Below are 25,662 nucleotides of genomic sequence, written 5' to 3' on the forward strand. Positions count from 1 at the left end.
AAGAGGCTTTTGCTGCTTATCCTATCAGCTGCTCGTCACAGTTCCCTTTTGTAATTCGTACATTTGCGCATACAGTCCGCCTTGCTCCATGAGCTCTTCGTGGCTGCCGCGCTCGACAATCTCACCCTTTTCTAACACCAAAATCATGTCAGCTTTCTTAATAGTAGATAATCGGTGTGCAATGACAAAAGTGGTTCGTCCTTCTTTGACGACATCTAGTGCCCGTTGAATGATGGCTTCTGTTTCTGTATCAATGTTAGCCGTCGCTTCATCTAGAATTAAAATCGCTGGATCATATGCCAGTGCACGGGCAAATGAAATCAATTGACGCTCCCCAGAGGAAAGAGTACTCCCCTTTTCAACAACTGGTTCATCAAACCCTTCAGGCAAATGCTTTAATAGTTCTGCTGCGCCCACCTGCTTTAACGATGTTTCAATCGTTTCTCTTTTAATGTCTTCATTTCCCAAACTGACATTGGATGCAATCGTTCCAGAAAATAAATAAGGATCTTGAAGTACAATGCCCATTTGTTTACGCAGCGTTTGGCGCGACTGATCATAGATGCTTTCTCCATCAATGAGGATGTCCCCATGCTGAATATCATAAAAACGTAGCAGCAAATTCATGATCGAACTTTTCCCAGAACCGGTATGTCCAACGAGTGCCACCGTCTGACCTTTTTTCGCCTCAAAGGTGATGTTCTTTAATACATTTTTACCTTCATTATACGCAAAGGTAACATCCTGAAATTGGACGTGTCCCTCTAGTTTCTTCTGAATTGGTTCTTCCACTTCAGTACCTGGCTCATCTAATAATCGAAAGACCCGTTCAGATGAAACCCTGGCTAATTCTAATCTAGAGAATTGATTCACAATGCCTGTAATCGGCTGGAACAAACGATTTAAATAATCGACAAATGCATAGAGCACCCCAATCGACACAATGCCCGTCGCACTTAAGGACGCGCCGCCAAAATACCAAATGAGTGCGACATATGCTAAGTTCCGAAGCAGATTCACCAAGTTATGTGAAAGCAGTGAATTTAAATGAAGCATCTTTCGCTGATATCGAAAGTGATTGTTATTCAGCTCATCAAATTCTTCTTTCGTTGCTTGTTCATGTCGAAATGCTTGAATAATCGTCATTCCTTGAATGGCTTCATTTAGCTTGGCATTAATTTCACTAATGATGGAACGAATACGGTGATTGTAAACCGACGCAAACTTTCGATAAGTCATCGACCATAGGAAAATAATCGGAACAGCCACTAAACAAATAAGCGCCAGCTTCACATTTAATAAGAACATGGCGATATAAATTCCAACCATGTAAATGGCACTTGTGACGAAATTAGCGAGTACTGTGACATATAAATCACGAATGGTTTCTGTATCATTCGTAATCCGCGCGACAACCTTTCCAGCCGGTAAATTATCAAAATACCGAATCGGAAGCGTTTGAATATGTTCAAATACGTCCACTCGCATTTTTTGAATAATGCGATTTGCAATACGCTGGAGTAAATAGTGCTGCCCATATTGAAAGAAAATCGCAATGACGAGCATCCCAAAATAAAATAGAACAAGCTGTACCAAACCACTGATTTCCGGCTGATAAAAAGCGAAGATTTCCTCTTTGGATAAACGCTGTACCTGATACGTCTCACGCTCGCTCCCATTTTCAATGGTGAGCTGATCCCCTTCTATTGTCCGGCTCCCGTCAAATCGAATCGGTTCATTCACAAAATAGTACCCAAATCCGACTTGCACGACATTGATTTGCTTTCCAGCTTCATTTTGATTCTGTAGCCGGTCACTTCTTATATAGTTATTTCCCTGGTAATAAACCGTTTTATCTGTTTTTTCATTTACCTCAACATACGGTTTTTCTACACCTAAAATATGATCATCAATCATTTTTTTCCCAATGAAAGGTCCTGTCAACTCAGCACCAACTGCAATGATGAGAAAGATCAAAGCAACAGACAATACTTTTTTATACAGGAGTGCATAGGCAAGAAGTCTTCTCCCTGTTGTCATGCCTCATCCCCTCCTTCCAGCTGATTTGTCAGCTGCTGACGCAGAAATTGCTCTTTATACCATCCGTCTTGCTGAATAAGCGCTTGATGGGTTCCCTTTTGAACAATACGTCCTTCTTCCATGACAAGAATGAGATCCGCATGCTCTACAGCTGATAGACGGTGGGTTGTAATAAATGTCGTTTTTCCATGACGATTTTGTCTTAAATTCTCTAAAATAGCCGTTTCTGTTTTTGCATCAACTGCAGATAACGAGTCATCCAAAATCAAAATGTCTGGGTCAATTAATAAAGCACGTGCAATGGAAATCCGCTGCTTCTGTCCTCCTGACAGCGCTACTCCCTTTTCTCCAACCATTGTTTCCAAGCCTTCTGGTAAAAGGCGTAAATCCTTTTCAAAGTAAGCATCTTTAATCGCTTGTGCTAATTCAGCTTCTCTCGCGTCTCTATGACCGAAACGCATATTCTCTTCTACACTTTTTGAGAAAAGGACATGATCTTGCGGAACATAGCCAATCCATTGAAACAGTTGATCCAATTCAATGTCCTCAATTGGAACACCTGAAAGCAAGATCTTCCCATCACCTGTCGGATACTGACGAAGAAGCTGTTTGACAATCGTTGTTTTTCCGCTTCCCGTTTTTCCTGTAATACCAATCGTTTGCCCTTTTCGTACAGTAAAGGAGACATCCGTTAGATTATCTTTAGAGGAAGTTGGATACCTAAATGTCACATGTTCAAATTGAATATCGCCAGGCTCTTGTAATCTTTTTGGCTTGGCTGCGTCAGTTACATCTGGTTGATAACTGAGTGTATGATTCAACCGGTCTAATGAGGCATTTCCTCTTTGCATGATATTAATTAATTCACCAATGGCAAACATTGGCCAGATCATCATCCCCAGATAGACGTTAAATGCGACAAGCTCACCAATGGTTAAATCACTTTGGAACACAAGATATGCGCCGTAACCGATACCGATTAAATAACTGATCCCCACAAGCAATTTCACCGTCGGCTCAAACAATGAATCAATGATCGCTACTCTCATATTTTTTTGAAAAACATCATCTGTCATTTCTCGAAAGCGATTCACATCTTGTTTTTCCTGTACAAAAGACCGAATTACCCGAACGCCGGCAACTGATTCTAATACACGATCATTCATATCACCAAATGCATCTTGAGCGACTGTAAAGCGTTCATGAATTTTACTGCCATAAAACGCTATCAAAATCGCCATCAGCGGCATCGGAATAATGGCCATTAAAGTTAATTTCCAGCTGATCGTCAACCCCATCGTAAAAAAGATCATCAGCATGTAAGCAGTGGAATCGACTAATGTTAAAACGCCAAAGCCTGTTGTTAAAGCCACAGCATTCAAATCATTTGTACCTAGCGCCATTAAATTTCCGGTTTTTTTCTTTTCATAAAAGGTGGGTGTCATCTTAAGTAAGTGGCGCATTAATTTTCCGCGCATCACACGCTCCATGACATTTGCGCCGCCAAATAACTGATACATCCAAAAGTAGGTGAGCGCATAGACACTGACACCAAGTAAGCAAAAAATGGTTACGTAAAATAAGATACTGGATGTTGTAAATTGACCAGACCGAATGTCATCAACTGCTTGACCTAGATACCTCGGTGGCAGCATTTCAAGCACATTCACAATGAGCAGCAGCGTAATGGCGATTGTATAGCGCCTCCACTCTTGTTTAAAGAACCAGCCTAATTTCACAAATACTGAAAACATGTTTGTCTCTCCTTTTAAAGCTAGCCGCTTTCTATATTTTCCTGATTGTCACCTTGTTTCGTTTTTTGAACTTTTGTCATTTGTCTTGCCTTTGGCATGTTCACATGCTTTCACTCCTCTTCATTTAGTTGTTGATGCATTCCATTATTTCGAGATACGAAATGTATACAACAAAAAAAGAGGCAACCAGCTAACTGGTACGCCTCTTTTATACATGATAAAAAGGCGCATGTTGACAAATACGCAACATACGCCTTGATTCATCCGATCAATTGGAACATACGAGTCCCTTTTCAATGACCAATGAAGGTGTAATTGTCACGTGAATCAACCCATTCATGCAGTTTGATTTCATTCTTCCAATGATGTTGCACATGACATTTCCTCCTTTTGGCTCTTGAATCTTTTTTTATCTTATAGTGGCTGTCACCATTTTGTCAATAAATATTTTTCAATAAATGAAATTTTCTAACAAAAACACAATCGTTTTCATGTGTATCTTTTTCTCATAACGGGTATACCATGAACGTATAGACTCCTTTTGAAAGGAATGAGGACATTGTTTCAAGCTGATCGGATGGTCGTTGCGTTTGATGGACATGAAGACAGTAAGAAAGCATTAAAGAAGGCAATCGCTTTAGCCAAAACGTTGAATGCCAAGCTGACCGTTGCCTACGCTCATGATGGGAAATCCAGCAGACAGGTGTTTGATGCACCTCGCCCAATGACTGGCGGCGCTTATATCGGAGGCGGCATGGCAGACCTTCAAACACCCCCTGTGTACGTACCTCATGATGAACAGCAAAGTCCCTTGATTTTTGAAGATCATACAGAAGAGGTCGTTGCAGAAGCAAGAATGCTGTTAAATGAAGAGCAGTTTGAAGCTGCGATTGAAATTGTTGAAGGGGAGCCTGCAGAAGCGATTATCGAATACGCTGAAAAGATTTCAGCAGACCTCATCGTCATGGGAGCACGTGACCAAAGCAGATTGAAAAAAATGCTCTTTGGCAGTGTGAGTGAAAAGTTATCGTCCAAATCAGATATACCTGTACTGATCGTGAAATAAATGTCATCACAAAAGGCTGTAAACATTGGTTTACAGCCTTTTTCTTTTTACGAAGAAATGGATGCTTCGCTTTCATACTTAATTTTTTTCTGGAACCCTTCCTGTACACGCTTCGTGATCTCTCCTGGAACACCTTCCCCAACCGGCTGACCATCTATCTCTACAATTGGAATCACTTCAGCTGTCGTTGAACTGATGAAAATTTCCTGTGCATGCAAAAGTTCGTCTTTACTCATGCGGGTTTCTTCCACACGACATCCTTCTTCCTGACAAACCTCTAGCAGCTTTCTACGTGTAATGCCGTTTAAAATCAGGTTATTTGCTGGGTGTGTACGAATGACACCGTCAATGACGGCATATACATTCGAGGACGTCCCCTCTGTCACAAAGCCGTCTCTTATTAAAATCGCTTCAAACGCACCAGCTTCAGACGCTTTCTGCTTTTCCATGACGTTATATAAAAGGTTTAAGCTTTTAATATCACACCTTAACCAGCGAAGATCTTCAGACAATAGAGCTTTCACACCAGCTGTCTGCTCTTGAATAGGCTTTTTCACTTGAAATGTATATGCCGTAATCTGAGGGGTAAGTACACCATATTGATGTTTACGAGGTGCGACGCCTCGCGTGACTTGAATATACACGCCGCCATCAATCACTTGATTATCTGCGACTAGCTTCTTCAAATTCTCTTCCATATCGGATACTGTACCTTGCAGATGAATGCCGATTTCCTTTGCACTCTTGAATAGACGCTCAGTATGCTCTTTTAATGTAAACAAAGTCCCATTATATACGCGGATGACCTCATAGACTCCGTCGCCAAATTGATAGCCTCTGTCTTCAATATCAACATGTGCATCTTTTTTTTCAATAAAATCCCCATTGTACAATACTTTCATATGGAATCTCCCCTTCGCTTTGCTTAATGGTTGAATCTGATGCTATCTTAGCGGATAAATGTAAACGTTTCAATGATTATTCAGAATTATTTCATATCCATTTGACTGGATAACCTTCTATTGTAACAAATATAGATTCATAACCAAAAAGATTCCAATTTTTTAGCATCTTCTATATTCATAGGCTCTTTTTTCCTGTATACTTACTCCATATGAGCACGACAAAAAACAGCGAAAAAAGACAGAATCCACTACATGATTCGACACAAACTACTGATTTATTGGAGCGATTGTAATGCAACGGGTTACGAAAAAACAGACACCTTCAAACACGATGCTGCTCTCAAAGGCGATTGGTCTAGTCATCCTGACATTGATCCTTTTTTTCATTTGGGATATGTCTAAAACCAATATGCAGGCAGCAGATCAACCGAATGAAGTGTCTGCGAGCAGTCCATTTCGAGACACAAGTACAAGTCTGAAAGCAAAAGATGATTCGCCAAAAACATTAGATGCACATTTTAAGATCAATCCAAACAAACATGTAACGGATCAAACGATCTTTTTGACCTTTGATGATGGCCCTTCTGCTACATCAAATCAGCTGTTAGATGTGCTAAAGTCACAGCAAGTGAAGGCCACATTTTTTATGCTCGGGCCGCAAATCAAAGAACACCCAGCAGCTGTGAAAAGACTTCATCAAGAAGGTCATCAATTAGGGCTTCATGGCATCACACATGATGTGAAACGCTTTTATCAAAAAAGTGATTCTCCTGTAAATGAGATGAAAGAAGATCAGCGCATATTGGCTTCTGTTACTGGTGAATATACACATCTTGTGAGAACACCTTATGGCAGTTCACCAAACTTAACAGACCAGCAAAAAACACGTTTAAAACAAAAAGGCTTTGTATACTGGGACTGGACCATTGACAGTCTTGACTGGAAATATAAAAGCTCAAAATATGTACCAGAAGTATTAAATCAGCTGCAAGTGCTTGAAACCAAGTACCCGAAAGAGCCAAAAATCATCTTAATGCATGATCAGCCAGCTACCGCAAAATACTTAAACAGTCTGATCACACAATTAAAGGCGAAGGGCTACACATTTGAAGTCCTTGATGAAACAATGAAGCCACTACAACAATAAAGCAAACCCGCACCTATTGGATGCGGGTTTTTTATGATTTATAAAGCATTCACAAGCTCGCCAATTCGTTCGTGAAAGACAAGATCAAACAGCGGATCGAATTCCGTTTCACTTAAATTCATCATGACCTTAAAGATGGAAGGATGATGAGCAGCATCTTCTGGAATATATCGGGCTGGTGCCACTTCTAAGGAAGTTCCCATGACGAGTAGCATGTCCGTTTGCTGGAGCGATTTCTCCACTTGATCAAAGTGCTTCACCATGTCCCCAAAAAGGACAACATCTGTTTTAAGTACTCGTCCACATGTACGGCCGTCTGATGAGATCCGCTCACAAACCGGTACCTCTTCTTGTAATAAATAAGGCAGTTCGTATGTTGACCCGCATGATGGACATGTAGCTGTTTGAATGGAACCATGCAGTTCATACACATGCTGGCTTCCCGCTTTTTTATGCAGACCATCGATATTTTGCGTGAAAATATCCACGCGTTTTCCTTGCTTTTCTAAATTGGCTAAAAAAGCATGTCCAGCGTTTGGCTCGTACTCTCCACTCATCTTCATTTGAAACAATTCTTTGAATTTCGGCCAAAATTGATGAGGATGTGATAAAAAGTAGGACCGGCTCATTGCCTCCATGCGAGAAGTATCTTCTGTCCATAGTCCACCCGTTGATCTAAAATCGGGAATTCCCGATTCTGTGCTCATCCCAGCACCTGAAAGGACTGTAATATGTGAGGCCTTTGATAATCTCTCTCTTAGCGCTGCCACTTTTGTTTGATCCAACCACCATTCCTCCTTTATTCACCGAGCTGTTTCTCACCTTTTTGTTTCATATAAATGGTCTGTCCAGGGAAAGCAAATTCTACCCCTTCTTCATGGAAAATATCAATAATGCGATAGTTAATATCCTGCTTAATATCCAGGTTTTCAGACCAAGCCGTTGTGTTTGTATAAAAGTTAAAGAATAAGTTTAAATAGCTGTCTGCCAGCACATCGAAATTCACCATAATCGTTTCCTTATGAACCCCATCATGCTCATAAAGCATTTGCTTCAGACGTTTGATGCACTTATCAATGTTTTCTTTCGGTGTATTGTAAGATACGCGAACGGAGAACGTAATTTGACGTTTATTCATTCTCGTCCAATTTGTGATCGGCTCCTTTGAAAGGGTCGAATTTGGCACGGTCACCACTGCTTCAGCAGGTGTTCTAAATTTTGTGCTTCGGAAGGTAATGTCCTCTACAGTCCCAAGTACACTTGGAGTCTCTACAAAATCACCCATTGTAAAAGGCTTCTCTGTAATAATCACAATTCCTCCAAAAAAGTTTGCCACTGTATCCTGCGCAGCGAGCGCAAAAGCAAGACCACCTAGACCAAGCCCTGCCACAAGTCCGTTCACATCATAATTAAATTCTTGTGCAATGACGCTAATACTCAGTGCAATAATCATAAACCGAAGAACCTTTGATAAAAATGGCGCTAAAATATCATCCATCTCTAATTCAAATTTTGAATTCACTTTTTGAAATAAGAAGGAAGAAGCTGCGGTTAGATTACAAAGTCCCCACGTCAGCATCAAAATAATAGAGGATCTATACAATTTGACAATGACATCCATATGGTGCTCAAAGTATGGGGCTTGTCTTAACGCAAAATATAAACCTAGTGCCACAAAAAACAGTCTCGCAGGTTTTTCAAACGCCACGACAATTTGATTAATGACTTCGGTTTTAGACCGGTTTGTCAGCTTAAAGAGCAGGTGAAACAAGTATTTCGTAAATACTTTTCGAAGTAATAAAAAAAGCAATAAAATACAAAGGCTAATGCCTATTTGGATCGCAATATCGACTGTAAAATATGTATCCATCCATTTTTGTGTAAACATCTCTGTCTCTCTCCTTTAAAACAATCCTCTCTAGTTTATAATATAACCTTCGTTTATGTCCTCTCTTAAATGTCTGACCTCTATATAAAAAGCCTCGGGACCTATCCCGAGGCATGATGTTCAATTATGAAATTTTGGCTTGAGACATATCGACGGGCAGCAAACTACTTTTTCTTCTGAGCCTGATCAAGGAGAGTCGCTTTAAACATTTCAGCATCCGTTTCGGCCTTAATACGTTCTTCCACTCTAATTCTCCCTTTACCCAATCATCTCGCCTCCTTTTCATCATTATAAAACATCAGAATTTTCAGTCAACATGACGAAAGCACTAATATTTTGACGAACGCTGACGATTTGGACAAAATTGATCGAAGAAAAATTGATGTAATTCAGGTTTACTCAATCAAAGCTTGCTCTATTCCTGTAAATTTTTCAAAATGATACATCAAGCTTTTTCGGTACATGAGGTTCCATGATAATACGGCGCTCTTCTTCTCCATATAGTAAAGAAGGAAAACCACCAAAGCATTTGATATGATAAGACCAGAACTTATGTCAGGGAGCTGGAGCAAGTGTATATTATCGCACATAGAGGGTCATCAAGCGCAGCCCCAGAAAATACAATCGCTGCGTTTGATGTAGCTGTCGAGCAAGGAGCAGATTATATTGAATTAGACGTACAAATGACAATGGATCAGCACGTCGTCGTCATCCATGATGATACCGTTGAGCGAACGACGAACGGAAACGGCTTAGTCAAAAGCTATACACTTGATCAGTTGAAAAAACTGGACGCAGGAAGCTGGTTTGACCAACAGTATACGAATGAACGAATTCCAACATTACAAGAAATTCTTGAAAGATACAGTCAGCGGATTGGGATATTGATCGAGATCAAACACCCAAAACGGCAGATAGGAATCGAAAAGGCCGTTGCCCGCATCATCAATCGGTTTGCCTATTCTCGTCATATCATCATTCAATCTTTTGATGTTCATGCACTACAAAGAATCAAAGCATTCGCCCCTTCTCTTCGCACAGCTTTGATTATCAAGCCTGATGCATTTAAACTAACGAAACGAAAGTTAACGACATACAGCTCGTTTGCAAATTGTCTTAATATGAAGAAAACGATGATCAATAGATGGTGGATAGACCGCATCCACACATTCGAGATGGATGTGTTTATATGGACTGTAAAAGATCAAAAAACAGCGGATCGAATCAAAAAATATCCAATTGATGGTGTGGTAACCGATAACCCGCTATTTTTTCAAAAGGAGAAATGATGCAGATGAAAACTTATTTCGCCGTTTTTATCGGTGGATTGATTGGTACACTTTGCAGATATGAACTAAGCCAAACTGTCATCAGCCAGACATTCCCCTATGCAACGATGATTGAAAACATTTCCGGCAGCCTGCTTCTTGGTTTTGCGACAGGATACTTTCTATTTCAGAAAGGAAAAAAATATCTTGCAGCTTTGATTGGAACAGGGTTTTGCGGCGGGTTTACGACCATGTCCACCTTTTCTAAAGAGACAGTTCTTCTGTTACAGGCAGGGCAGTTCAATTTAAGTATGATGTACATCCTGCTCTCAGTCATTGCTGGAGTAGCCGCTGCTTTAGCAGGCCTGATCCTTGCTGAACGGCTCTTTCATCAAAATAAGCAGCAGAAAGGAAGCAGATAAATGATTGTTTTTTGTACAGCTGTAGCTGGAGGGATCGGTAGTGCATGTCGTTTCTTCATCAGCCAAACAATCCAGAAAACTCCATCCCATGCCCTTTTCCCGTACAGTATTATTTTCATTAATTTATTAGGTGCAGCCGGTTTAGGTTTTCTCACAGGCGCTGTAACGTCCAATCATCCACTGCTAGTGATCATAGGAACTGGTTTTTTTGGCGGCTTTACCACATTCTCTACGTTTAGTGTAGAATCTGCGACGATGCTGATGCAGCGTCAAATAGGAAAGCTTGCTGCCTATTTACTTGTGACAATTATCGGCTCTTTATGCCTTTTTGCGGCGTTTTATCAAATAGGACAACTTCTGTTTTAAATATCTGTGATGGCAGCTAGGCTGATGAGCAGTTGATCCATCAGCTGGCGCTTCATTAAAAATAGTGTCTTCTCACTATAGCCGATTTCGATTGCACATTTTGCCATGCGCCAATCTCGAAAATACTTATAATCAATGAGCTGCTGCTCTATTTCATCCAATTCTTTTAAAGCCGTTTCAATACAAGCAACAATCAGTTCATACTGACTTTTCTGCTCTTCTAATTTTTGACGTGCCATATGATGATGTTGGAGAGAACTTCGCTTTTCAAGCTGTCTTTCAATATTTAAAATGGCTGCTTGATAGTTCTTGAAATTTTTTAAATGAAACTCAATACGTTTCATTGAGGTTTTTTTCTCCGTGATACTTGCTGTTTCATACCAGAGCATGTCCATCCCCCTTTTACGAACGTTTGTTCTCATTATATACGAACATACATTCTCAAAAAAGAGGCTAAATACCTAAAAAAACCTTGAGCTTATTTTTCGCTCAAGGTCATTTCATTTACTAACAGCGGCTCTTTTATATCAAGCCCTGTGCGTGTATTTTCTTTTTCAGATGATGTGACGCCTTTTTTCAGGTCGATCTTTTTCACATAGCGTCCATCCATCTCCAAGACCTTCATCCGAATATCATCAAGATAAATGGATTGTCCTTCTCGGATATCAATGTTCTCATTTAAGATTAGCCCGCCTATCGTATCAATTTCTTCATCATGATATGACATTTCGATCAAATCTTGAACTTCCTCTAATCTCACTTTTCCATCTAATATATAATGATGCTCCGCTCTCTTTTGAATGACAGGCTGCTCATCTTCATCGAATTCATCTCGAATGTCTCCAACAATCTCTTCTAAAATATCCTCCGTTGTGACAAGTCCAGATGTCCCGCCATATTCATCCGTTAAAATCGCCATATGCATTCGATCGCGCTGCATCTTGACGAGAAGCTCTTGAATTGGAATCGTGTCAATCACTTCAATCACTGGATAAATATAATCTTGAAGCTTCAGTTGATCTTTTTCTCCTAGATACACAATATCTGCAAAGAGCTGCTTTTTGTTGAGCATGCCAATGACATGGTCTTTATCCCCTGAAAACACGGGGAAACGTGTGTACTTTTCCTTTGTCATGATCGCCAGTATTTCGTCTAACGGCATATCTTCTGGAATTGCACAAATTTCTCTTCGCGGTATCATAATTTCTCTTGCGATTCGATTATCAAAATCGAATATCTTGTTCATATAATTATACTCTGATGAGTTGATTTCCCCATTTTTTAAGCTTTCAGATAATAAAATCTTTAATTCCTCTTCGGAATGGGAATGTTCTTTTTCAGACCCCATATCGATACCCATCATTTTCGTTAGCACACGGGCTGACCCGTTCAACACATAAATGAAAGGGTACATAAGGATATAAAATGCATGCAGCGGTCCTGACAGCCAAAGCGTCATTTTTTCTGCCTTTTGTATGGCAAGTGTTTTTGGTGCAAGCTCGCCAACAACTACATGCAAAAAGGTAATAATAGAGAACGCAAGTGTTGCTGAGATCAGGCTGATTGCTGAATCAGGAATGTTTGTCAAACCAAAACCTCGAACTAAAAGTTCTTTTACTGCCGGTTTACCGATCCACCCTAAACCAAGGGATGTCACTGTAATACCGAGCTGACAGGCTGACAAATATTCATCTAGCCTTGATGTCACCTTTTTCGCCATGATAGCCTTTTTGGACCCTTCGGCAACAAGCTGATTAATTCTTGAACTTCTCACCTTTACAATGGCAAATTCAGATGCAACAAAGAAAGCTGTTAAAGCAATCAAAACTCCGACTATACTCAGATTAACAATATCGTCCATTTAACCTTGCTCTTTCTTAGAAGAACAAGGAGTCACCTCCTGATTGATGATGTTGTCTTTTGCAAAACGGTTAACTGATTAAATAAGACTACTTTGAGGGCCCCACTTAACCACCTCCGGTTCACGTAAAATCCGTCTCTCTACATATATATGAAACGGTATTCATTTTATCTTACCATAAATAATCTGAAAATTCCTGTATCGCTACAGTATTTTAGAGATGACAACCTAAATTGATGGAAATGCCCTTTGTTTCTTCATATTGGCAGGAAATCTGAACAATTATCTTGTATTTCAGACTCGAATTATATTAAACTATTTTCATAAACTATAACGTGACGGTTAGGAGGAGATGTTCAGATGGGGCTGAGAAAAAGTATCGTATTGGTGAACTAGCACAGATTGCACAGGTGACGAAACGAACTGTAGATTATTATACGAATCTAGGGTTGCTTGCGCCTGTTAGATCTTGCTCTAATTATCGTTATTACGATGAACATGCTTTAAAACGATTACAATTAATCGTTCTTTGCAAACAGCAGAGATTGGCTCTTTCTGACATCAAATCCAGATTAGATGAACAATTCCCTTCTCAAAAGGAAGAACATGACGAACTTGTCCATTTAACCTCTGATATCGATCGGATGAATGAGCATATGGACCGCATTTTGGCACGTTGTAAGCAGCTTCAGCCAGAACAACGTGAAAAACTAAAAGAGCAGCTTACTCCTGAAAAAATGACGGCTGTCCAATCATTTTTACTGCTGTTAAGTTAAAATTTTTACTAAACAGGAGGTGTTACCTTCGTTCTCAAAGTCAGAACGAAGGCCTTAATTGGACATAGTTAATTTACTTATAGTTGCTTTACTTATAGCTTTAACCGCATTTTTCGTTGCATCAGAGTTTGCGATCATTCGCTTAAGAAGCTCAAGAATTGATCAGTTAATCGCAGAAGGTAATAAAACAGCAGTTGCTGTCAAGCATGTCACGACTCACCTTGATGAGTATCTGTCGGCCTGTCAGCTCGGTATTACCATTACCGCCCTTGGGATTGGTTGGTTAGGGGAAGAAACAATTGCGCACATGCTTGCTCCACTATTTGTAGAGCTGTCCATTCCTCAATCAGCTAGTTCTATTGTCACTTTTATTATTGCGTTTAGTATTATGACGTTTTTACACGTCGTGGTTGGAGAGCTTGCACCAAAAACACTCGCCATTCAAAAGGCTGAGCAAGTGTCCCTTCTATTTGCTAGACCGCTTATGATTTTTTACAAAGTGATGTTCCCTTTTATCTGGGTATTAAATGGATCTGCTCGTTTGTTAACAAAAGCGTTCGGTCTTCAGCAAGTTTCTGAGCATGACATGGCGCACTCTGAAGAAGAATTGCGGATTATTTTATCAGAGAGCTATAAAAGCGGCGAGATTAACCAGTCTGAATTCAAATATGTGAATAAAATTTTTGAATTTGATGACCGTCTGGCGAAAGAAATTATGATTCCTCGTACCGAAGTTGTCAGCTTCCCGCACGATATTACGATTGAGGAAATGCTGAAAGTGACCAAAGTCGAGAAATATACACGTTATCCGATTGAAGATGGCGATAAAGACAACATCATCGGTGTTGTGAATATTAAAGAAGTACTCACTGCATGTATTAGTGGTGAATGTTCCACAAGTGATACGATCGAACATTTTGTAAACCCGATTATTCATGTAATTGAAACAGTTCCTGTTCATGATCTACTGCTTAAAATGCAGCGTGAGCGAGTACACATGGCCATTTTATCAGATGAATATGGCGGTACAGCAGGACTTGTAACAGTTGAAGACATCCTTGAAGAAATTGTCGGTGAGATTCGTGATGAATTCGATATTGATGAAATCAACGAAGTGCGTAAACTGGGAGAAGACCACTACATCTTTGATGGAAAGGTCCTTGTAGATCAAGTTAACCTGCTACTAGGTATTCAGCTTGATAACGAAGAAGTCGACACAATCGGCGGCTGGTTCCTTACACAAAAATATGAAGTCGAGAAAAATGACGCGATTCGTGAACAAGGCTATGAATTTATCATTAATGAAGTCGATGGACACCATGTGGCATACATCGAAGTCAAAAAACTAAACGAACAACTATTAGAAGCAGCTGAAGAAGGCGCTTCTTAAGAAAAAAAACGACCCTTGCCTAAGCAAGTGGTCGTTTTCTTTATCCCTTCTCGATTAACTTAGCTTCAAGTTCTTTGATTCTTGTGTTTAATACTTCTGTCATCGCACCTAATCTTTCTTTTGGCGGCAGATGATCAAATTCAGACTGCTCAATCGGTTCACCAATGATTAAGCGCATTTTCCCCTTCTTAAAAAGGCTTTTTGCATTAGAAGGTCCTTTGTACGCTGCTGGTACGATTGGTGATTTGCCGAGCTGCGCAATCGTAACTGCCCCTCTTTTTAAAGGAACATCTTCCGTTGTACGTGTTCCGCTTGGAAAAATCCCAACGATTTTCCCCTCTTTTAATAATTTAATGGGCGTTTTAATACTGCTTGGCCCAGGATTCTCTCGATCAACTGGAAAAGCATGAATCCTCTTTAAAAATCCGCCGATCCATTTATTTGCAAACAATTCTTTTTTCGCCATGTAGTGGATCTCAAACGGAAGAATTCCTGCGCCTAATGCAAGAACATCCACAAAACCCTCATGCGTACAAGCAATGACAAACCCCCGGTCTGTTGGCAGATTCTCTTTTTGATATACTTTGATTCCGCCTCGGAGAGCAAAAAATGCTTTGACGGTATAGCCTGAAAATTTATACATAGTGCACTTCCTTTGTTTGAAGAATGAAGGATTTGTTTCTATTATAACAAATTTTTTATTACCTGGTACTAAAAATTTTCTCCTGCTGATAAAATAGAGACGGTTCACTAAAATCATCTTTTCACTTAAGATGACCGCTCCTTCTGTATTCAAGCATGTGTTTTTAGGAGAGAATAAAGGAAGAAATGTGTCCAAAATTGTCGTTTTTTGAGTTTTTTTCCTGATTTGTTCTATTGAAAACACTTTATAAATGATGCAAATTTCGCTATGATAAGGAGAAATGATTTTGATTCGGTGAAAGAGATGAGTAATGTACGGCCTATGAGAAGTTTCGTGCAACTTTATGCCTTTCTTATGCGTGTATAACATAGAGGGGAGAAAAATCAGTGACGATCGATGAAATTTATCAAATGTATATGAACGATGTTTACAGGTTTCTGCTCTCCATGACAAAAGACAAACATTTGGCAGAGGACTTATTGCAGGAAACCTTTATGCGTGCTTATATACATATTCATTCCTACGACCATAGCAAAGTGAAACCTTGGTTATTTCAGGTGGCACGAAATGCTTTTATTGATTATGTCAGGAAACATAAAAAAGAAGTGACCATATCGGATGATCTCATTGGCGGCCTTTTACAAACGTCTGTACAAAGTCCTGCTGAACAGATTGAAATAAAAGAAGTTCTCAACATGTATTTGGAGCAGCTTCCAGATAACTACAAGGAAGCGTTGACATTGTATTATTTAAAAGAGCTGAATTACAAAGAAGCATCCAAGGTCATGAATATTACTGAAGCAAATTTTAAAAGTGTTTTATTTCGTGCAAGGCAGCGCCTAAAAGCACTATATAACAGAGGTGTTAATGATGAATGAAGAGTTTAATAAGCGATGGGAACAGTATAATAATGGCGAGATGAATGAAGAAGAAATGATGGCGTTTGAAGAAGAGCTCGAAGAAAATGAAAAACGCTTAAGCCAAGAACTGAATGACTCAGATTGGACAGACTTCTCCATCAGTCCTGAAAAACAAAAAGCCATTTTACAATACGGAAAAAGAAAGTCCTATTTACGTATTTCTGTGCTTGCTGTTATATCTACACTGATTATTTTACCGCTTTGTACACTAGGTAGTTATCTATACTACGGCGTTGGCGGAGCAGACAGTAAAGGCAATCATTTTATGGAAACGGCCGCTGTAACAGTCGCCCTAACAAAACCGAATGTCGCCATTGATATGAAGGATTTAAAAGGGCAAGTCAAACTGTTTGGTATGAACACAGAACTTAAGCTACAAAAACAAATTGGCAATAAAACAGAAGCCATCGGCAGTGAACAAATCGAAATGTTTTTCGATAAATTAAAGCAGCCTACGATCTCTTATTATGGCGACAGCGCACGTAATACGGAGGATTTCTTTACGCACCCTTCGTCTCAGGCAGATACATCAAAAAAACAAACACTCACTACTCTAGACAAGCTACCTGAAGGAACAGTGAGTGAAGTGTATGTATCCTATGACAAAGCATACACACCGAAAGACGTGTATTCATTTGCTAAAAAATATGATATGAAAGTGCTTTGGAATGCGATAAAAACAGAAGATTCATTAAGTGGAAATCAGCGTCCAATCGGTTTTCCTGGGAAAGACTCTGAATTTTTAAAAGAGCTTCAGCACACATCAAAAACAGAGGTTGATCAGTTCAAAGATGCCCTCGCCTATGTCAACCAGCATCCATCCTGGGCAAAAACGATCTCTGGCAGACCTGAACTTGACCTCTCTAACCGAATACGCTACATCAATCAAAATGGTGTCACGGTTTACGGTTCTGTTGTCACAGGTCCTTCTAAAGAAATAGAGAAATTTGTGAAGACAAAACGCATTAAAACGGCCAAAGTGAGCGAGGTGGAATTATGGAATTGGTAAGAATTTTTAAAGAGCATAATGTGTTTGGCTGGATTTCAGTCGGCACCGCTATTTTATCGCTGCTCATGCTGAACCTCGCCATTATTAGCAATGTGACATTTTATTCGTTTCAAATGCTTCCTTTTGCAATGGCCGCAGTTCCATTCGGTGTGATTGAACTGTTCATTAAAAAAGGCCGCACTGGACCAGGTTTCCTAGGCGTCGTTCTGAATATTTTTGTCATCGTTTGTGTCTATGCGATCGTCTCGATTGATGTCGATCTTCAATTAGGTTTTTAATACTAAAAAGCCAGTCATACTTGACTGGCTTTTTCTGTACACTCTTATTTTTTGTTTAATTCGGAGTGCTTTCTTGAATATAAGAAATAGACAACAAGCCCAATGGCAAGCCAGATTAAGAAACGAACAAATGTGATGGTGCCAAGCTTATAAATGAGCAGTCCGCAAGATAGAATAGCCAAGATTGGAATGAGCGGCACTGCGGGGCATCTGAATGCTCTCGGTAAATCAGGCTGTGTTTTTCTCATGACAATGACAGCAACTGAAATCAAAATGAAAGCTGAAAGTGTTCCGATGTTCACTAGACTTGCCAACTCATCAAGCGGAATGAATCCACCCATTAATGCTGACAATGTCCCAAAGAAAAGAGTATTGATATAAGGTGTTTTATGTTTTGGATGAACCTTTGAAAGAACCTTTGGTACCAAGCCATCACGAGACATGGCAAACATGACACGTGTTTGGCCGTACAGCATGACAAGCATGACCGTGGTCATCCCTAAAATCGCCCCAACATCTACAATACCCGCCACCCAATTTTGACCGGCTACTTGTAAAACAAGAGACACTGGATGGGATACTCCCTCAAAGTTCATAAATGGAACAATGCCTGTCATGATGGCACTGACTACCACATACAACATGGTACAAACCAATAAGGAAGTGATGATTCCTCTTGGCAAGTTGCGGGATGGATTTTTTGTTTCCTCTGCCGCAGAAGCAACTGCATCAAATCCGATAAATGCAAAGAATACGAGAGCTGCTGCACTTAACACGCCTGAAGTTCCAAAAGGAACGAATGGTGTCCAGTTTTCAGGTTTTACATATTTCACAGCGACTAAAATAAAGAGCAGAATCACCGCAATTTTCATAATGACCATGATGTTGTTGACTCGTTTTGATTCTTTAATACCGAAGTACAGCAAGAAGGTGATGATCATTAAAATAATAAATGCAGGAAGATTAAAATATGTCACTTGACCCTTTAAACCACCTGGTGCTGCTGTTAATTCAACCGGTATATGAATCCCTATCCCATTTAAAAACGATACAAAGTAGCCTGACCAGCCTGCTGAAACGGCACTAGCGGCTAGCATATATTCTAATATCAAATCCCAGCCAATGATAAACGCTAAAAATTCTCCCATAGATGCGTACGTAAATGTATAAACAGATCCTGATACTGGCACTGTGGAAGCGAATTCCGCATATGACAATGCCGCAAATAAACAAGCAAGACCTGCAATTACAAATGATAAAACAAGTCCTGGACCTGCTGTGACGGCGCCTGTACCTGTCAGAACAAATATCCCTGTACCGATAATCGCTCCAATACCAAGCATCGTTAAGTCAAATGAGCCTAATTCCTTTCTTAACGCTTTTTCCCCTTGTGTTGCCGCAATTAGCTCTGAAATGCTCTTCTTTCTAAACAACGAATTGCTCATACCATCACTCCCAAAACTTAGTATCCGTCTAAAGACGCCACCACTTCGTAATTCACTTTATTTTCTGAATATTTAGATTTAATTTAGCGCAATAAATTGGTGGCGTAAAATTATTATATATGAAAATTAAAAAATGAAAACACTTTTTTTCAAAATAGAGTGAAAATTCTTATTTATCAACAAAATACTTGTCAATATTCATGGTAGATTTTCTTCAATCTTTATTCAAATCATAGCTTGGCCTCTTCTATTTATTATACAACATACAAAATTATACTTTTTTGATATAATTTTTATAAAGTGAAAATAAAATTATTCTTTTGATAACTTGTCTTCACTTTTGCTTATTTAAAAGCCTTTAGACTCATAGAGAGCTATGATAAAGGACTGTTTTAGCTGCGCAAACGATATACAAAAAAAGAGACTGCCTAGTAAGCAGTCTCTTAAGATCCATTATTAATTTACAAATGTCTTTGCGCCAAGGTAAATTGGCTTCCAATAGCTTGAAGTCATATCGCTGATCGTCACACCATCAGAAGCAGCGTGGATAAACTTGTTGTTCCCAAGGTAGACACCCATGTGAGATGGGCCAGATTTATAGGTTGTAAAGAAGACAAAATCTCCAACTTTAGGTGTTGAGACGCTTTTCATTGATCCCCAAAAACCTTCAGTCGTTTGTCTTGAAATCTTTGTTTGTTTGTTAATGATATACCACATAAAACCGCTGCAATCAAAGCCTTTCGGTGTCGTTCCACCCCATTTATATGGTGTACCGTTTTGTGCTTTCGCATCTGCTACGAGTTTAGACGTATTTAAAGAAGAAGTAGCAACTGTTTTTTCTTTGACAGGTGTTGGTTTCACTTTGGACGTCTTTTTCACTTTCAGCTTTTGTCCAATTTTAATCAGATCTGTTTTGAGTTTATTTAACGATTTCAGCTCTTTCACTGTCATTCCATATTTTTTGCCGATTTTAGATAAAGTATCACCTTTGACAACTTTATGAGTGGCTGTCGTTGAAGACGCTTTTACTTTTGTTGTTGTTTTTGATGTTTTCGTTACCTTTTTTGAAGAAGTACCATTCACTTTTAAGGTTTGTCCAACATAAATCGTGTTAGATTTCAGTTTATTGTCTGATTTAATCTTACTCACGGTTGTTTTGTATTTTTTCGCTAGAACAGAAAGAGAGTCACCTTTTTGAACCTTTACTGATTGTGCTGAGGCAGCTCCGGCAAATAATGTCGTCCCAAGTAGAACTGCACTTGCAGCTGTGATCAATTGTTTTTTCATTTGTTCCTCCTGTATGTATCTATCGTGATCCGAATTTTTATCTACTTTCTATTATAAGGATCGAATACCAGAAGAAATAGTCTTGACTTCCTACGACATTATGCTTATTAATTCGGCAAAAAATATTTTTTTTTAGGGTTCTTTTTATTTCATTTTTATTACACAATCATGACAAAACAAATGCATCTTGTCATAGATAAATCATACATTCATTTCTCTTTTTGGTTCATTCTATGTAAAGTGGACCTTTACAATTTTAAAGTGAACTTTACGGTGCTGTCATTTGGAATCCACACTTCTGTTCTACCATTGTAAACGTGAGAGCGATACATAAACAATGAGGAGGCAAAATGAATGAGTGTGTTGAAAAGCTCGAAAACGAAAATAGCTGCAATCGCAGCCGCATCAGTGTTATCGATTGGTATTTTTTCAGGAATTGAATTTGGACAGGCTGACAAAGCTGAGGCTAAAAAGAAACCAAAAAATGACGTACAAAATGTGATCGTGCTCATTGGAGATGGCATGGGAACACCTTACCTTTCAACTTACCGCTCATTTAAACACAACGGTGATCTTTCCAAGCAAACAGCGTTTGACCCTTACCTCACTGGCATGCATAAAACATACCCTGATGATTCTAAAAGTAACATTACTGATTCAGCAGCAGCTGGGACAGCCATGGCAACTGGTCAAAAGACATACAACAACGCCATTGGTGTAAACAAAAATGGCAAAAAACTAAAAACAGTATTAGAAGAAGCAAAACGCAAAGGAAAGTCTACTGGTCTCGTCGTCACATCTGAATTAACCAATGCGACACCTGCTGCGTATGCCGCCCACGATGTTTCTAGAAAAAACACAGCAGCCATTGCTGATGATTTCTTCGATGAGAAAATTGGCAAACAGCATACAGTCGATGTCATGCTTGGCGGAGGACTCATCGATTTTGTCCGCAAAGATCGTGATTTGACGAAAGAATTTCAAAAAGCAGGCTATCGTTACGTAACCAATAAAGCGGACTTACAAAAAAACAAACAGCAAAAATTGTTAGGCATTTTTGCTGACGGTGGTCTCGATAAAGCAATTGATCGTGATAAAACAACCCCTTCCTTGCAAGACATGACATCCTCAGCCATCAAACAGCTGTCTAAAAACAAAAAAGGATTTTTCCTCATGGTTGAAGGCAGTCAAATTGACTGGGCTGGACATGACCACGATATTGTCAGTGCGATGAGTGAGATGAAAGATTTTGAAAAAGCATTTGAAGAAGCCATTCGTTTCGCAAAAAAGGATAAAAACACGTTAGTCATCACGACAGCAGATCATTCAACTGGCGGCCTTTCCTTCGGGGCAGACGGCTCGGGCAGCTGGGATTATCAGCCTGTCAAAGCAGCAAAAAAGACACCTGATTTCATTGCAAACAAAATTGTAGGGGGTATGACGGTCGAGACTGCGCTCAAACAATACATCGACCTTGATTTCACAAAAGAGGAAATCGCCTCTATTCAAAAGGCAGCTGAAACAAAAGATCCTGTTCAAATTGATGATGCCATCGAAAAAGTCATCAATACAAGGTCTCATACAGGCTGGACCACATCGGGTCATACAGGGGATGAAGTACCATTTTATGCTTATGGGCCAACAAGCGAACAGCTAAAAGGGCTCATGGAAAATACAGATCAAGCGAAACACATTTTCAAACTGCTGAAAAACCAATAAAGTGCTAATCACAAAAAAAGATGTCTATTCGTAGACATCTTTTTTGATCATTAAGTGAGATACTTCCTATGAACCCCTTTTCCATCGTATGAAAACATCACTTCTTTTCCTTCAAGAACTGACTCGATGTGCACACTTCTTCCCCATAGCTGATACAAATATGGAAGCACCTTTTCTAAGTATTTGAGATCGAGCTCAATGCCTTCATACCAATGTTTAATATAGAGTTCATTGTTTTTTAAATAGTCGCCATCGATGACTGTCAAATACGGAAAGCCGCCATTGACCCTCATGCTGACTAGCTGATCACGGACTGCCTTCCATTCTTTATCAATGACTTTATAGTCTCTCCCCTGCTTTTGAAACAAGTACAAATCTTCCCTCATCACAAGGTCTTTCGTTAAGTAATTTCGAATAAAAGAAATGTCTGATTCAATTTCCCGCACTTCAAACATTTTGCTGCGACCCGACCCTTCCGTCACTCCTGCTTTTTTTAATTCCTCGCATGGATGATCGTAGCGCTCTTCAATATCTTCAAAAATCTTCAGCCCTAAATAGTAAGGATTGATTCCTGTCTTAGATGGCTGCACGACACCTGCATTTAATTTGGCAAATTCAATCGATTCACTTGAATCTAAATCAAGTTCACGCATAATCCGCTGGTGCCAATACGATGCCCAGCCTTCATTCATGATTTTCGTTTCTAGCTGTGGCCAAAAATAGAGCATTTCCTCTCTCAGCATCGTCAGCACATCCCGCTGCCAAGGCTCTAGCTCCCGGGAGTGTGCCTCGATAAAGAGCAATATATCTTTTTCTGGCTTTGGGGGGAATTGCTTGATCGTTTTCTTTTTCTCACGTGTTTTCGGTTCATCCATTCCCCACAAATCATCATATGGCGTTTGACGTTTTGGTTTGTCCTCTTCATATTCATCTTCATCGTCGAGATTCCAGCTTAATTTTGAACGAACAAGCGACGGATCAATATGCTCCTGCAATGCCAATACAGCATCTAAAAAGGACTCGACTTCTTTTGTACCGTGGATATGTTCATATTCTTTAATTCGCTCTGCTGCCGCTGACATACTTTCCACCATATCTCGTTTTGTGTTTTGGAAACGGCAGTTGTTTTTAAAGAAATCGCAGTGTGCCAAGACATGAGCCACAATTAGTTTATTTTGAACAAGCGAATTGTTATCAAGGAGAAAGGCATAGCAAGGATTTGAATTAATCACCAGCTCATAAATTTTGCTTAATCCTAAATCATAATGAAGCTTCATTTTGTGAAATTGCTTTCCAAAGCTCCAGTGGCTAAATCGTGTTGGCATGCCATATGCACCGAATGTATAAATAATCTCCGCGGGACAGATTTCATACCTCATCGGATAAAAATCCAGACCAAATCCTTCTGCAATTTCTGTAATTTCATCAATGGCTCGTTGTAAAAGACGCTTTTCAGATACGCTCAAGGAAACCATCCCTCCTCATCGGACTTATCCCTACTATATGAGCGTACCTAAAAAAACATGATGTTCAGCCAGTTGTTTAGACGACTTCCATCTCTTTCATGGACTGCCCGCCGAACGCTTCAAAATGGATATTCTCTTCCGGAATGTCCAACGCTTTTAGAATAAGGATCATCTCTTGTGTAAATGCTGGGGAACCGCAAACATAAAATTGGCCTTTTCCTTCACCAATGACTGATTGAAGGAAAGGTCGGTCAATCCGCGTAGCCACCTTCTCAACCAGCTCACTCTTTACACTCTTTTCAAATTGTTCGTTACAAAGGATAATACGCCCCTCTGGAGATGAAGTGAGGACGTGTTCAAACTCTTGTTCAAAAGCAGTTACATCCTCTAGTCTGTCTGCATGAATCATCGTGAATGGCTGATTGTTATGCGACGCTGTTTTCACTAAACCAATCATTGGTGTGACACCAGAACCAGCACTAATCAAATAAACGGGTTCTTTTGTGTCATCTTTCAAGCAGAACATTCCCTGCGGCATACTGACGTGAAGAACATCGCCTTCTCTCATTTCATCATGCAGGAATGTGGAGACATGCCCATCTCGTTTCACGGTGATGCGATAGTAAGATGGGTGATATTGATCTGATAAACTGTATTGTCTGCTGCATACATAGGCTTCACCCGGCATATCTACCTGCACCGTAATGTATTGACCAGCTTCATACATTGGTAGCTCAGATTCATCCTCTGGTACTAAATAAAAGGAAATGAGTGATGGAGATTCTTGTTTCTTTTTCTTCACAATAAACGGTTTGACATCTGCCCATCCACCAGTTTGTTTCACATTTTCAGCCATCATTTCTGCCTCAATGGTGATGAATATATTCGCAATGATGTCATATGCAGCCTTCCAAGCCAACAATGTGTCATCTTCCTCTGATAACCCAAATACCTCTTTCATTGCTTCAAGAAGGTGATATCCGACGATTGGGTACTGCTCTTTTTTCACCATGACACTGACATGCTTATGGGCAATTTGTTTCACAGCAGGAAGCAAGTCTGCCAAGCGGTCAATGTGCAGTGCAGCTTGATAGAGTGTTGCGGCAAGCGCCTCTGGCTGGCTTCCATTCATGAGATTTGTTTTATTAAACTGATTGAGTAGCTCTGGATGCTGTCTAATCATATTTTGATAAAAAACTGTCACAAGTTTTGTTCCCTCAGCTTTTAGAAGAGGGGCTGATTGTTTAATGGCATTCATTTGATCTGTGGATAACATCGTTATTCCTTCTTTCAAAAGATGTATTTTAAATACATCTTTATCGTAATGGAAGACAACATATAAAAGCAATATTTATAATACATGTTTTAAATGTTGTCACATTTAGCACTTTCTCGAACAGTTTTTGTCTAAAATGTGTTACGATGATACAAAACTCTATTAGGTTTAGAGGTCGTCCAAATGAAACTTACGAATTATACAGATTTCTCATTAAGGGTACTCATTTATTTAGCTTCGAGAGAAAACAATGAACTGTCAAATATTCAGCAGATTGCCGATATTTATGGCATTTCGAAAAATCACCTGACAAAGGTAATTTACCATCTAGGAAAACGTGGTTATGTAGAAACGATCCGCGGAAGAAATGGTGGGATTAGGCTGGGGAAAAGCCCAGAAAGCATTAATATTGGTGAGGTTGTCCGCTATACAGAGGATGATTTAGTCATGGTTGAATGCTTTGATCCGAAGAAAAACAGCTGTATTATCTCCCCGATTTGTTCATTAAAGCACGTACTTCATGAAGCACTCACTGCTTATTTACGCGTTCTTGACCAATACACATTAAATGATTTAACACAAAACAAAGATGCTCTAAGAGAGCTTCTGCTCTAAGGCGAAAGAATTTATTTCTTTCGTCTTTTTCTTTACCTCCTTGTAATAATAATTTATTTAAAATTATTATAAATAAATATTGACTATCATGTTTGATTCAATATAATTAGGGTATATAGAT

The 25,662-nt window shown here is 39.5% G+C and carries 25 protein-coding genes; 12 read left to right on the top strand and 13 right to left on the bottom strand.

The window, feature by feature from the left end:
- Positions 1-24: 24 nt before the first annotated feature.
- On the bottom strand, positions 25-2,040 hold the full coding sequence (locus MHH23_RS16285; protein WP_340959843.1) for an ABC transporter ATP-binding protein: 2,016 nt from the start codon (positions 2,038-2,040) through the stop codon (positions 25-27).
- The gene (locus MHH23_RS16290) at positions 2,037-3,794 is read right to left on the bottom strand and encodes an ABC transporter ATP-binding protein (protein WP_024719974.1); all 1,758 of its coding nucleotides are present in this window, start codon (positions 3,792-3,794) and stop codon (positions 2,037-2,039) included. The genes MHH23_RS16285 and MHH23_RS16290 overlap by 4 nt, the downstream gene beginning before the upstream one ends.
- A 559-nt stretch (positions 3,795-4,353) precedes the next feature.
- Here MHH23_RS16290 and MHH23_RS16295 point away from each other — a divergent pair.
- A complete protein-coding gene (locus MHH23_RS16295; protein ID WP_017360333.1) occupies positions 4,354-4,860 on the top strand; it encodes a universal stress protein in 507 nt (168 codons plus the stop codon).
- Positions 4,861-4,907: 47 nt separating this feature from the next.
- Here MHH23_RS16295 and dat read toward each other — a convergent pair whose 3' ends face one another.
- Complete coding sequence (gene dat / locus MHH23_RS16300; protein ID WP_340959845.1) at positions 4,908-5,762, bottom strand: D-amino-acid transaminase; 855 nt, start codon at positions 5,760-5,762, stop codon at positions 4,908-4,910.
- Positions 5,763-6,057: 295 nt separating this feature from the next.
- Between dat and MHH23_RS16305 the strand changes: the two genes are divergently transcribed.
- Positions 6,058-6,912 (top strand): polysaccharide deacetylase family protein, encoded by an 855-nt coding sequence (locus MHH23_RS16305; protein WP_024719972.1) that lies wholly within the window; start codon positions 6,058-6,060, stop codon positions 6,910-6,912.
- Positions 6,913-6,950: 38 nt separating this feature from the next.
- Here the strand turns inward: MHH23_RS16305 and MHH23_RS16310 are convergent, their stop codons facing one another.
- The 3 genes from MHH23_RS16310 to MHH23_RS16320 all read right to left on the bottom strand — a co-directional run bounded on the left by MHH23_RS16310 (position 6,951) and on the right by MHH23_RS16320 (position 9,066).
- The gene (locus MHH23_RS16310) at positions 6,951-7,682 is read right to left on the bottom strand and encodes an NAD-dependent protein deacylase (protein WP_026050067.1); all 732 of its coding nucleotides are present in this window, start codon (positions 7,680-7,682) and stop codon (positions 6,951-6,953) included.
- Between the two features lie 29 nt (positions 7,683-7,711).
- The gene (locus tag MHH23_RS16315; RefSeq protein WP_024719970.1) at positions 7,712-8,800 is read right to left on the bottom strand and encodes a mechanosensitive ion channel family protein; all 1,089 of its coding nucleotides are present in this window, start codon (positions 8,798-8,800) and stop codon (positions 7,712-7,714) included.
- A gap of 164 nt (positions 8,801-8,964) precedes the next feature.
- Entirely contained in the window at positions 8,965-9,066 is a 102-nt protein-coding gene (locus tag MHH23_RS16320; RefSeq protein ID WP_017360338.1) for a YhdX family protein, read from the bottom strand.
- A gap of 306 nt (positions 9,067-9,372) precedes the next feature.
- Between MHH23_RS16320 and MHH23_RS16325 the strand changes: the two genes are divergently transcribed.
- From MHH23_RS16325 to MHH23_RS16335, 3 genes are read left to right on the top strand one after another with little or no spacing between them, the layout of a single operon-like run.
- Positions 9,373-10,089, top strand: a complete 717-nt coding sequence (locus tag MHH23_RS16325; protein WP_100325438.1) for a glycerophosphodiester phosphodiesterase — start codon at positions 9,373-9,375, stop codon at positions 10,087-10,089.
- Positions 10,089-10,490, top strand: a complete 402-nt coding sequence (crcB, locus tag MHH23_RS16330; protein ID WP_034647784.1) for a fluoride efflux transporter CrcB — start codon at positions 10,089-10,091, stop codon at positions 10,488-10,490. The genes MHH23_RS16325 and crcB overlap by 1 nt, the downstream gene beginning before the upstream one ends.
- The gene (locus MHH23_RS16335; RefSeq protein WP_007497111.1) at positions 10,491-10,856 is read left to right on the top strand and encodes a CrcB family protein; all 366 of its coding nucleotides are present in this window, start codon (positions 10,491-10,493) and stop codon (positions 10,854-10,856) included. It abuts the gene before it with no gap.
- Here the strand turns inward: MHH23_RS16335 and MHH23_RS16340 are convergent.
- Together MHH23_RS16340 and MHH23_RS16345 are read right to left on the bottom strand one after the other, a co-directional pair.
- Positions 10,853-11,245, bottom strand: coding sequence for a hypothetical protein (locus MHH23_RS16340; protein ID WP_017360342.1), 393 nt, complete (start codon positions 11,243-11,245; stop codon positions 10,853-10,855). The genes MHH23_RS16335 and MHH23_RS16340 overlap by 4 nt on opposite strands.
- 89 nt (positions 11,246-11,334) lie before the next feature.
- A complete protein-coding gene (locus MHH23_RS16345) occupies positions 11,335-12,717 on the bottom strand; it encodes a hemolysin family protein (RefSeq protein WP_025207018.1) in 1,383 nt (460 codons plus the stop codon).
- A 335-nt stretch (positions 12,718-13,052) separates the two neighbouring features.
- Here MHH23_RS16345 and MHH23_RS16350 point away from each other — a divergent pair, with 335 nt between their 5' ends.
- Entirely contained in the window at positions 13,053-13,493 is a 441-nt protein-coding gene (locus MHH23_RS16350; RefSeq protein WP_076821966.1) for a MerR family transcriptional regulator, read from the top strand.
- 58 nt (positions 13,494-13,551) lie between these two features.
- Positions 13,552-14,883, top strand: coding sequence for a hemolysin family protein (locus tag MHH23_RS16355; RefSeq protein ID WP_008348975.1), 1,332 nt, complete (start codon positions 13,552-13,554; stop codon positions 14,881-14,883).
- 40 nt (positions 14,884-14,923) lie between these two features.
- On the opposite strand, the gene MHH23_RS16360 is transcribed toward MHH23_RS16355, so the two are convergent.
- The gene (locus MHH23_RS16360; RefSeq protein WP_024719965.1) at positions 14,924-15,526 is read right to left on the bottom strand and encodes a lysophospholipid acyltransferase family protein; all 603 of its coding nucleotides are present in this window, start codon (positions 15,524-15,526) and stop codon (positions 14,924-14,926) included.
- A gap of 386 nt (positions 15,527-15,912) precedes the next feature.
- Between MHH23_RS16360 and MHH23_RS16365 the strand changes: the two genes are divergently transcribed.
- Genes MHH23_RS16365 through MHH23_RS16375 form a run of 3 tightly spaced genes read left to right on the top strand, consistent with a single transcriptional unit; the run spans position 15,913 to position 17,733 of the window.
- Positions 15,913-16,404, top strand: a complete 492-nt coding sequence (locus tag MHH23_RS16365) for a sigma-70 family RNA polymerase sigma factor (protein WP_008348979.1) — start codon at positions 15,913-15,915, stop codon at positions 16,402-16,404.
- Entirely contained in the window at positions 16,397-17,455 is a 1,059-nt protein-coding gene (locus MHH23_RS16370; protein ID WP_024719964.1) for an anti-sigma factor, read from the top strand. Before MHH23_RS16365 ends, MHH23_RS16370 begins: the two co-directional genes overlap by 8 nt.
- Complete coding sequence (locus MHH23_RS16375; RefSeq protein ID WP_008348984.1) at positions 17,443-17,733, top strand: hypothetical protein; 291 nt, start codon at positions 17,443-17,445, stop codon at positions 17,731-17,733. Before MHH23_RS16370 ends, MHH23_RS16375 begins: the two co-directional genes overlap by 13 nt.
- Positions 17,734-17,777: 44 nt before the next feature.
- On the opposite strand, the gene MHH23_RS16380 is transcribed toward MHH23_RS16375, so the two are convergent.
- Together MHH23_RS16380 and MHH23_RS16385 are read right to left on the bottom strand one after the other, a co-directional pair.
- Positions 17,778-19,178 carry an amino acid permease gene (locus tag MHH23_RS16380; RefSeq protein ID WP_338704850.1) on the bottom strand — a complete coding sequence of 467 codons (1,401 nt, stop codon included), beginning with the start codon at positions 19,176-19,178 and terminating at the stop codon, positions 17,778-17,780.
- Between the two features lie 456 nt (positions 19,179-19,634).
- Positions 19,635-20,465, bottom strand: a complete 831-nt coding sequence (locus tag MHH23_RS16385) for a C40 family peptidase (protein ID WP_007497097.1) — start codon at positions 20,463-20,465, stop codon at positions 19,635-19,637.
- Between the two features lie 354 nt (positions 20,466-20,819).
- Here MHH23_RS16385 and MHH23_RS16390 point away from each other — a divergent pair, with 354 nt between their 5' ends.
- The gene (locus MHH23_RS16390) at positions 20,820-22,184 is read left to right on the top strand and encodes an alkaline phosphatase (protein ID WP_041507529.1); all 1,365 of its coding nucleotides are present in this window, start codon (positions 20,820-20,822) and stop codon (positions 22,182-22,184) included.
- A 50-nt stretch (positions 22,185-22,234) separates the two neighbouring features.
- On the opposite strand, the gene MHH23_RS16395 is transcribed toward MHH23_RS16390, so the two are convergent.
- Positions 22,235-23,659 (bottom strand): SpoVR family protein, encoded by a 1,425-nt coding sequence (locus MHH23_RS16395; protein ID WP_007497093.1) that lies wholly within the window; start codon positions 23,657-23,659, stop codon positions 22,235-22,237.
- A gap of 67 nt (positions 23,660-23,726) precedes the next feature.
- On the bottom strand, positions 23,727-24,926 hold the full coding sequence (locus tag MHH23_RS16400; protein ID WP_340959850.1) for a globin domain-containing protein: 1,200 nt from the start codon (positions 24,924-24,926) through the stop codon (positions 23,727-23,729).
- A 183-nt stretch (positions 24,927-25,109) separates the two neighbouring features.
- Here MHH23_RS16400 and MHH23_RS16405 point away from each other — a divergent pair, with 183 nt between their 5' ends.
- Positions 25,110-25,541, top strand: coding sequence for an Rrf2 family transcriptional regulator (locus tag MHH23_RS16405; protein ID WP_041507532.1), 432 nt, complete (start codon positions 25,110-25,112; stop codon positions 25,539-25,541).
- The last annotated feature ends 121 nt before the right edge of the window (positions 25,542-25,662 follow it).

The organism is Bacillus sp. FSL K6-3458 (assembly GCF_038005045.1).
Lineage (GTDB): Bacteria > Bacillota > Bacilli > Bacillales > Bacillaceae > Bacillus > Bacillus altitudinis.

Coding starts and splice junctions, on each gene's coding strand:
- MHH23_RS16390 (WP_041507529.1), top strand. CDS start 20,820: ATGAGTGTGTTGAAAAGCTCGAAAACGAAAATAGCTGCAATCGCAGCC.
- MHH23_RS16380 (WP_338704850.1), bottom strand. CDS start 19,178: ATGAGCAATTCGTTGTTTAGAAAGAAGAGCATTTCAGAGCTAATTGCG.
- MHH23_RS16285 (WP_340959843.1), bottom strand. CDS start 2,040: ATGACAACAGGGAGAAGACTTCTTGCCTATGCACTCCTGTATAAAAAA.
- MHH23_RS16290 (WP_024719974.1), bottom strand. CDS start 3,794: ATGTTTTCAGTATTTGTGAAATTAGGCTGGTTCTTTAAACAAGAGTGG.
- crcB (WP_034647784.1), top strand. CDS start 10,089: ATGCAGATGAAAACTTATTTCGCCGTTTTTATCGGTGGATTGATTGGT.
- MHH23_RS16345 (WP_025207018.1), bottom strand. CDS start 12,717: ATGGACGATATTGTTAATCTGAGTATAGTCGGAGTTTTGATTGCTTTA.
- MHH23_RS16375 (WP_008348984.1), top strand. CDS start 17,443: ATGGAATTGGTAAGAATTTTTAAAGAGCATAATGTGTTTGGCTGGATT.
- MHH23_RS16400 (WP_340959850.1), bottom strand. CDS start 24,926: ATGTTATCCACAGATCAAATGAATGCCATTAAACAATCAGCCCCTCTT.
- MHH23_RS16385 (WP_007497097.1), bottom strand. CDS start 20,465: ATGAAAAAACAATTGATCACAGCTGCAAGTGCAGTTCTACTTGGGACG.
- MHH23_RS16360 (WP_024719965.1), bottom strand. CDS start 15,526: ATGTATAAATTTTCAGGCTATACCGTCAAAGCATTTTTTGCTCTCCGA.
- MHH23_RS16370 (WP_024719964.1), top strand. CDS start 16,397: ATGAATGAAGAGTTTAATAAGCGATGGGAACAGTATAATAATGGCGAG.
- MHH23_RS16335 (WP_007497111.1), top strand. CDS start 10,491: ATGATTGTTTTTTGTACAGCTGTAGCTGGAGGGATCGGTAGTGCATGT.
- MHH23_RS16305 (WP_024719972.1), top strand. CDS start 6,058: ATGCAACGGGTTACGAAAAAACAGACACCTTCAAACACGATGCTGCTC.
- MHH23_RS16405 (WP_041507532.1), top strand. CDS start 25,110: ATGAAACTTACGAATTATACAGATTTCTCATTAAGGGTACTCATTTAT.
- MHH23_RS16315 (WP_024719970.1), bottom strand. CDS start 8,800: ATGTTTACACAAAAATGGATGGATACATATTTTACAGTCGATATTGCG.
- MHH23_RS16395 (WP_007497093.1), bottom strand. CDS start 23,659: ATGGTTTCCTTGAGCGTATCTGAAAAGCGTCTTTTACAACGAGCCATT.
- dat (WP_340959845.1), bottom strand. CDS start 5,762: ATGAAAGTATTGTACAATGGGGATTTTATTGAAAAAAAAGATGCACAT.
- MHH23_RS16340 (WP_017360342.1), bottom strand. CDS start 11,245: ATGCTCTGGTATGAAACAGCAAGTATCACGGAGAAAAAAACCTCAATG.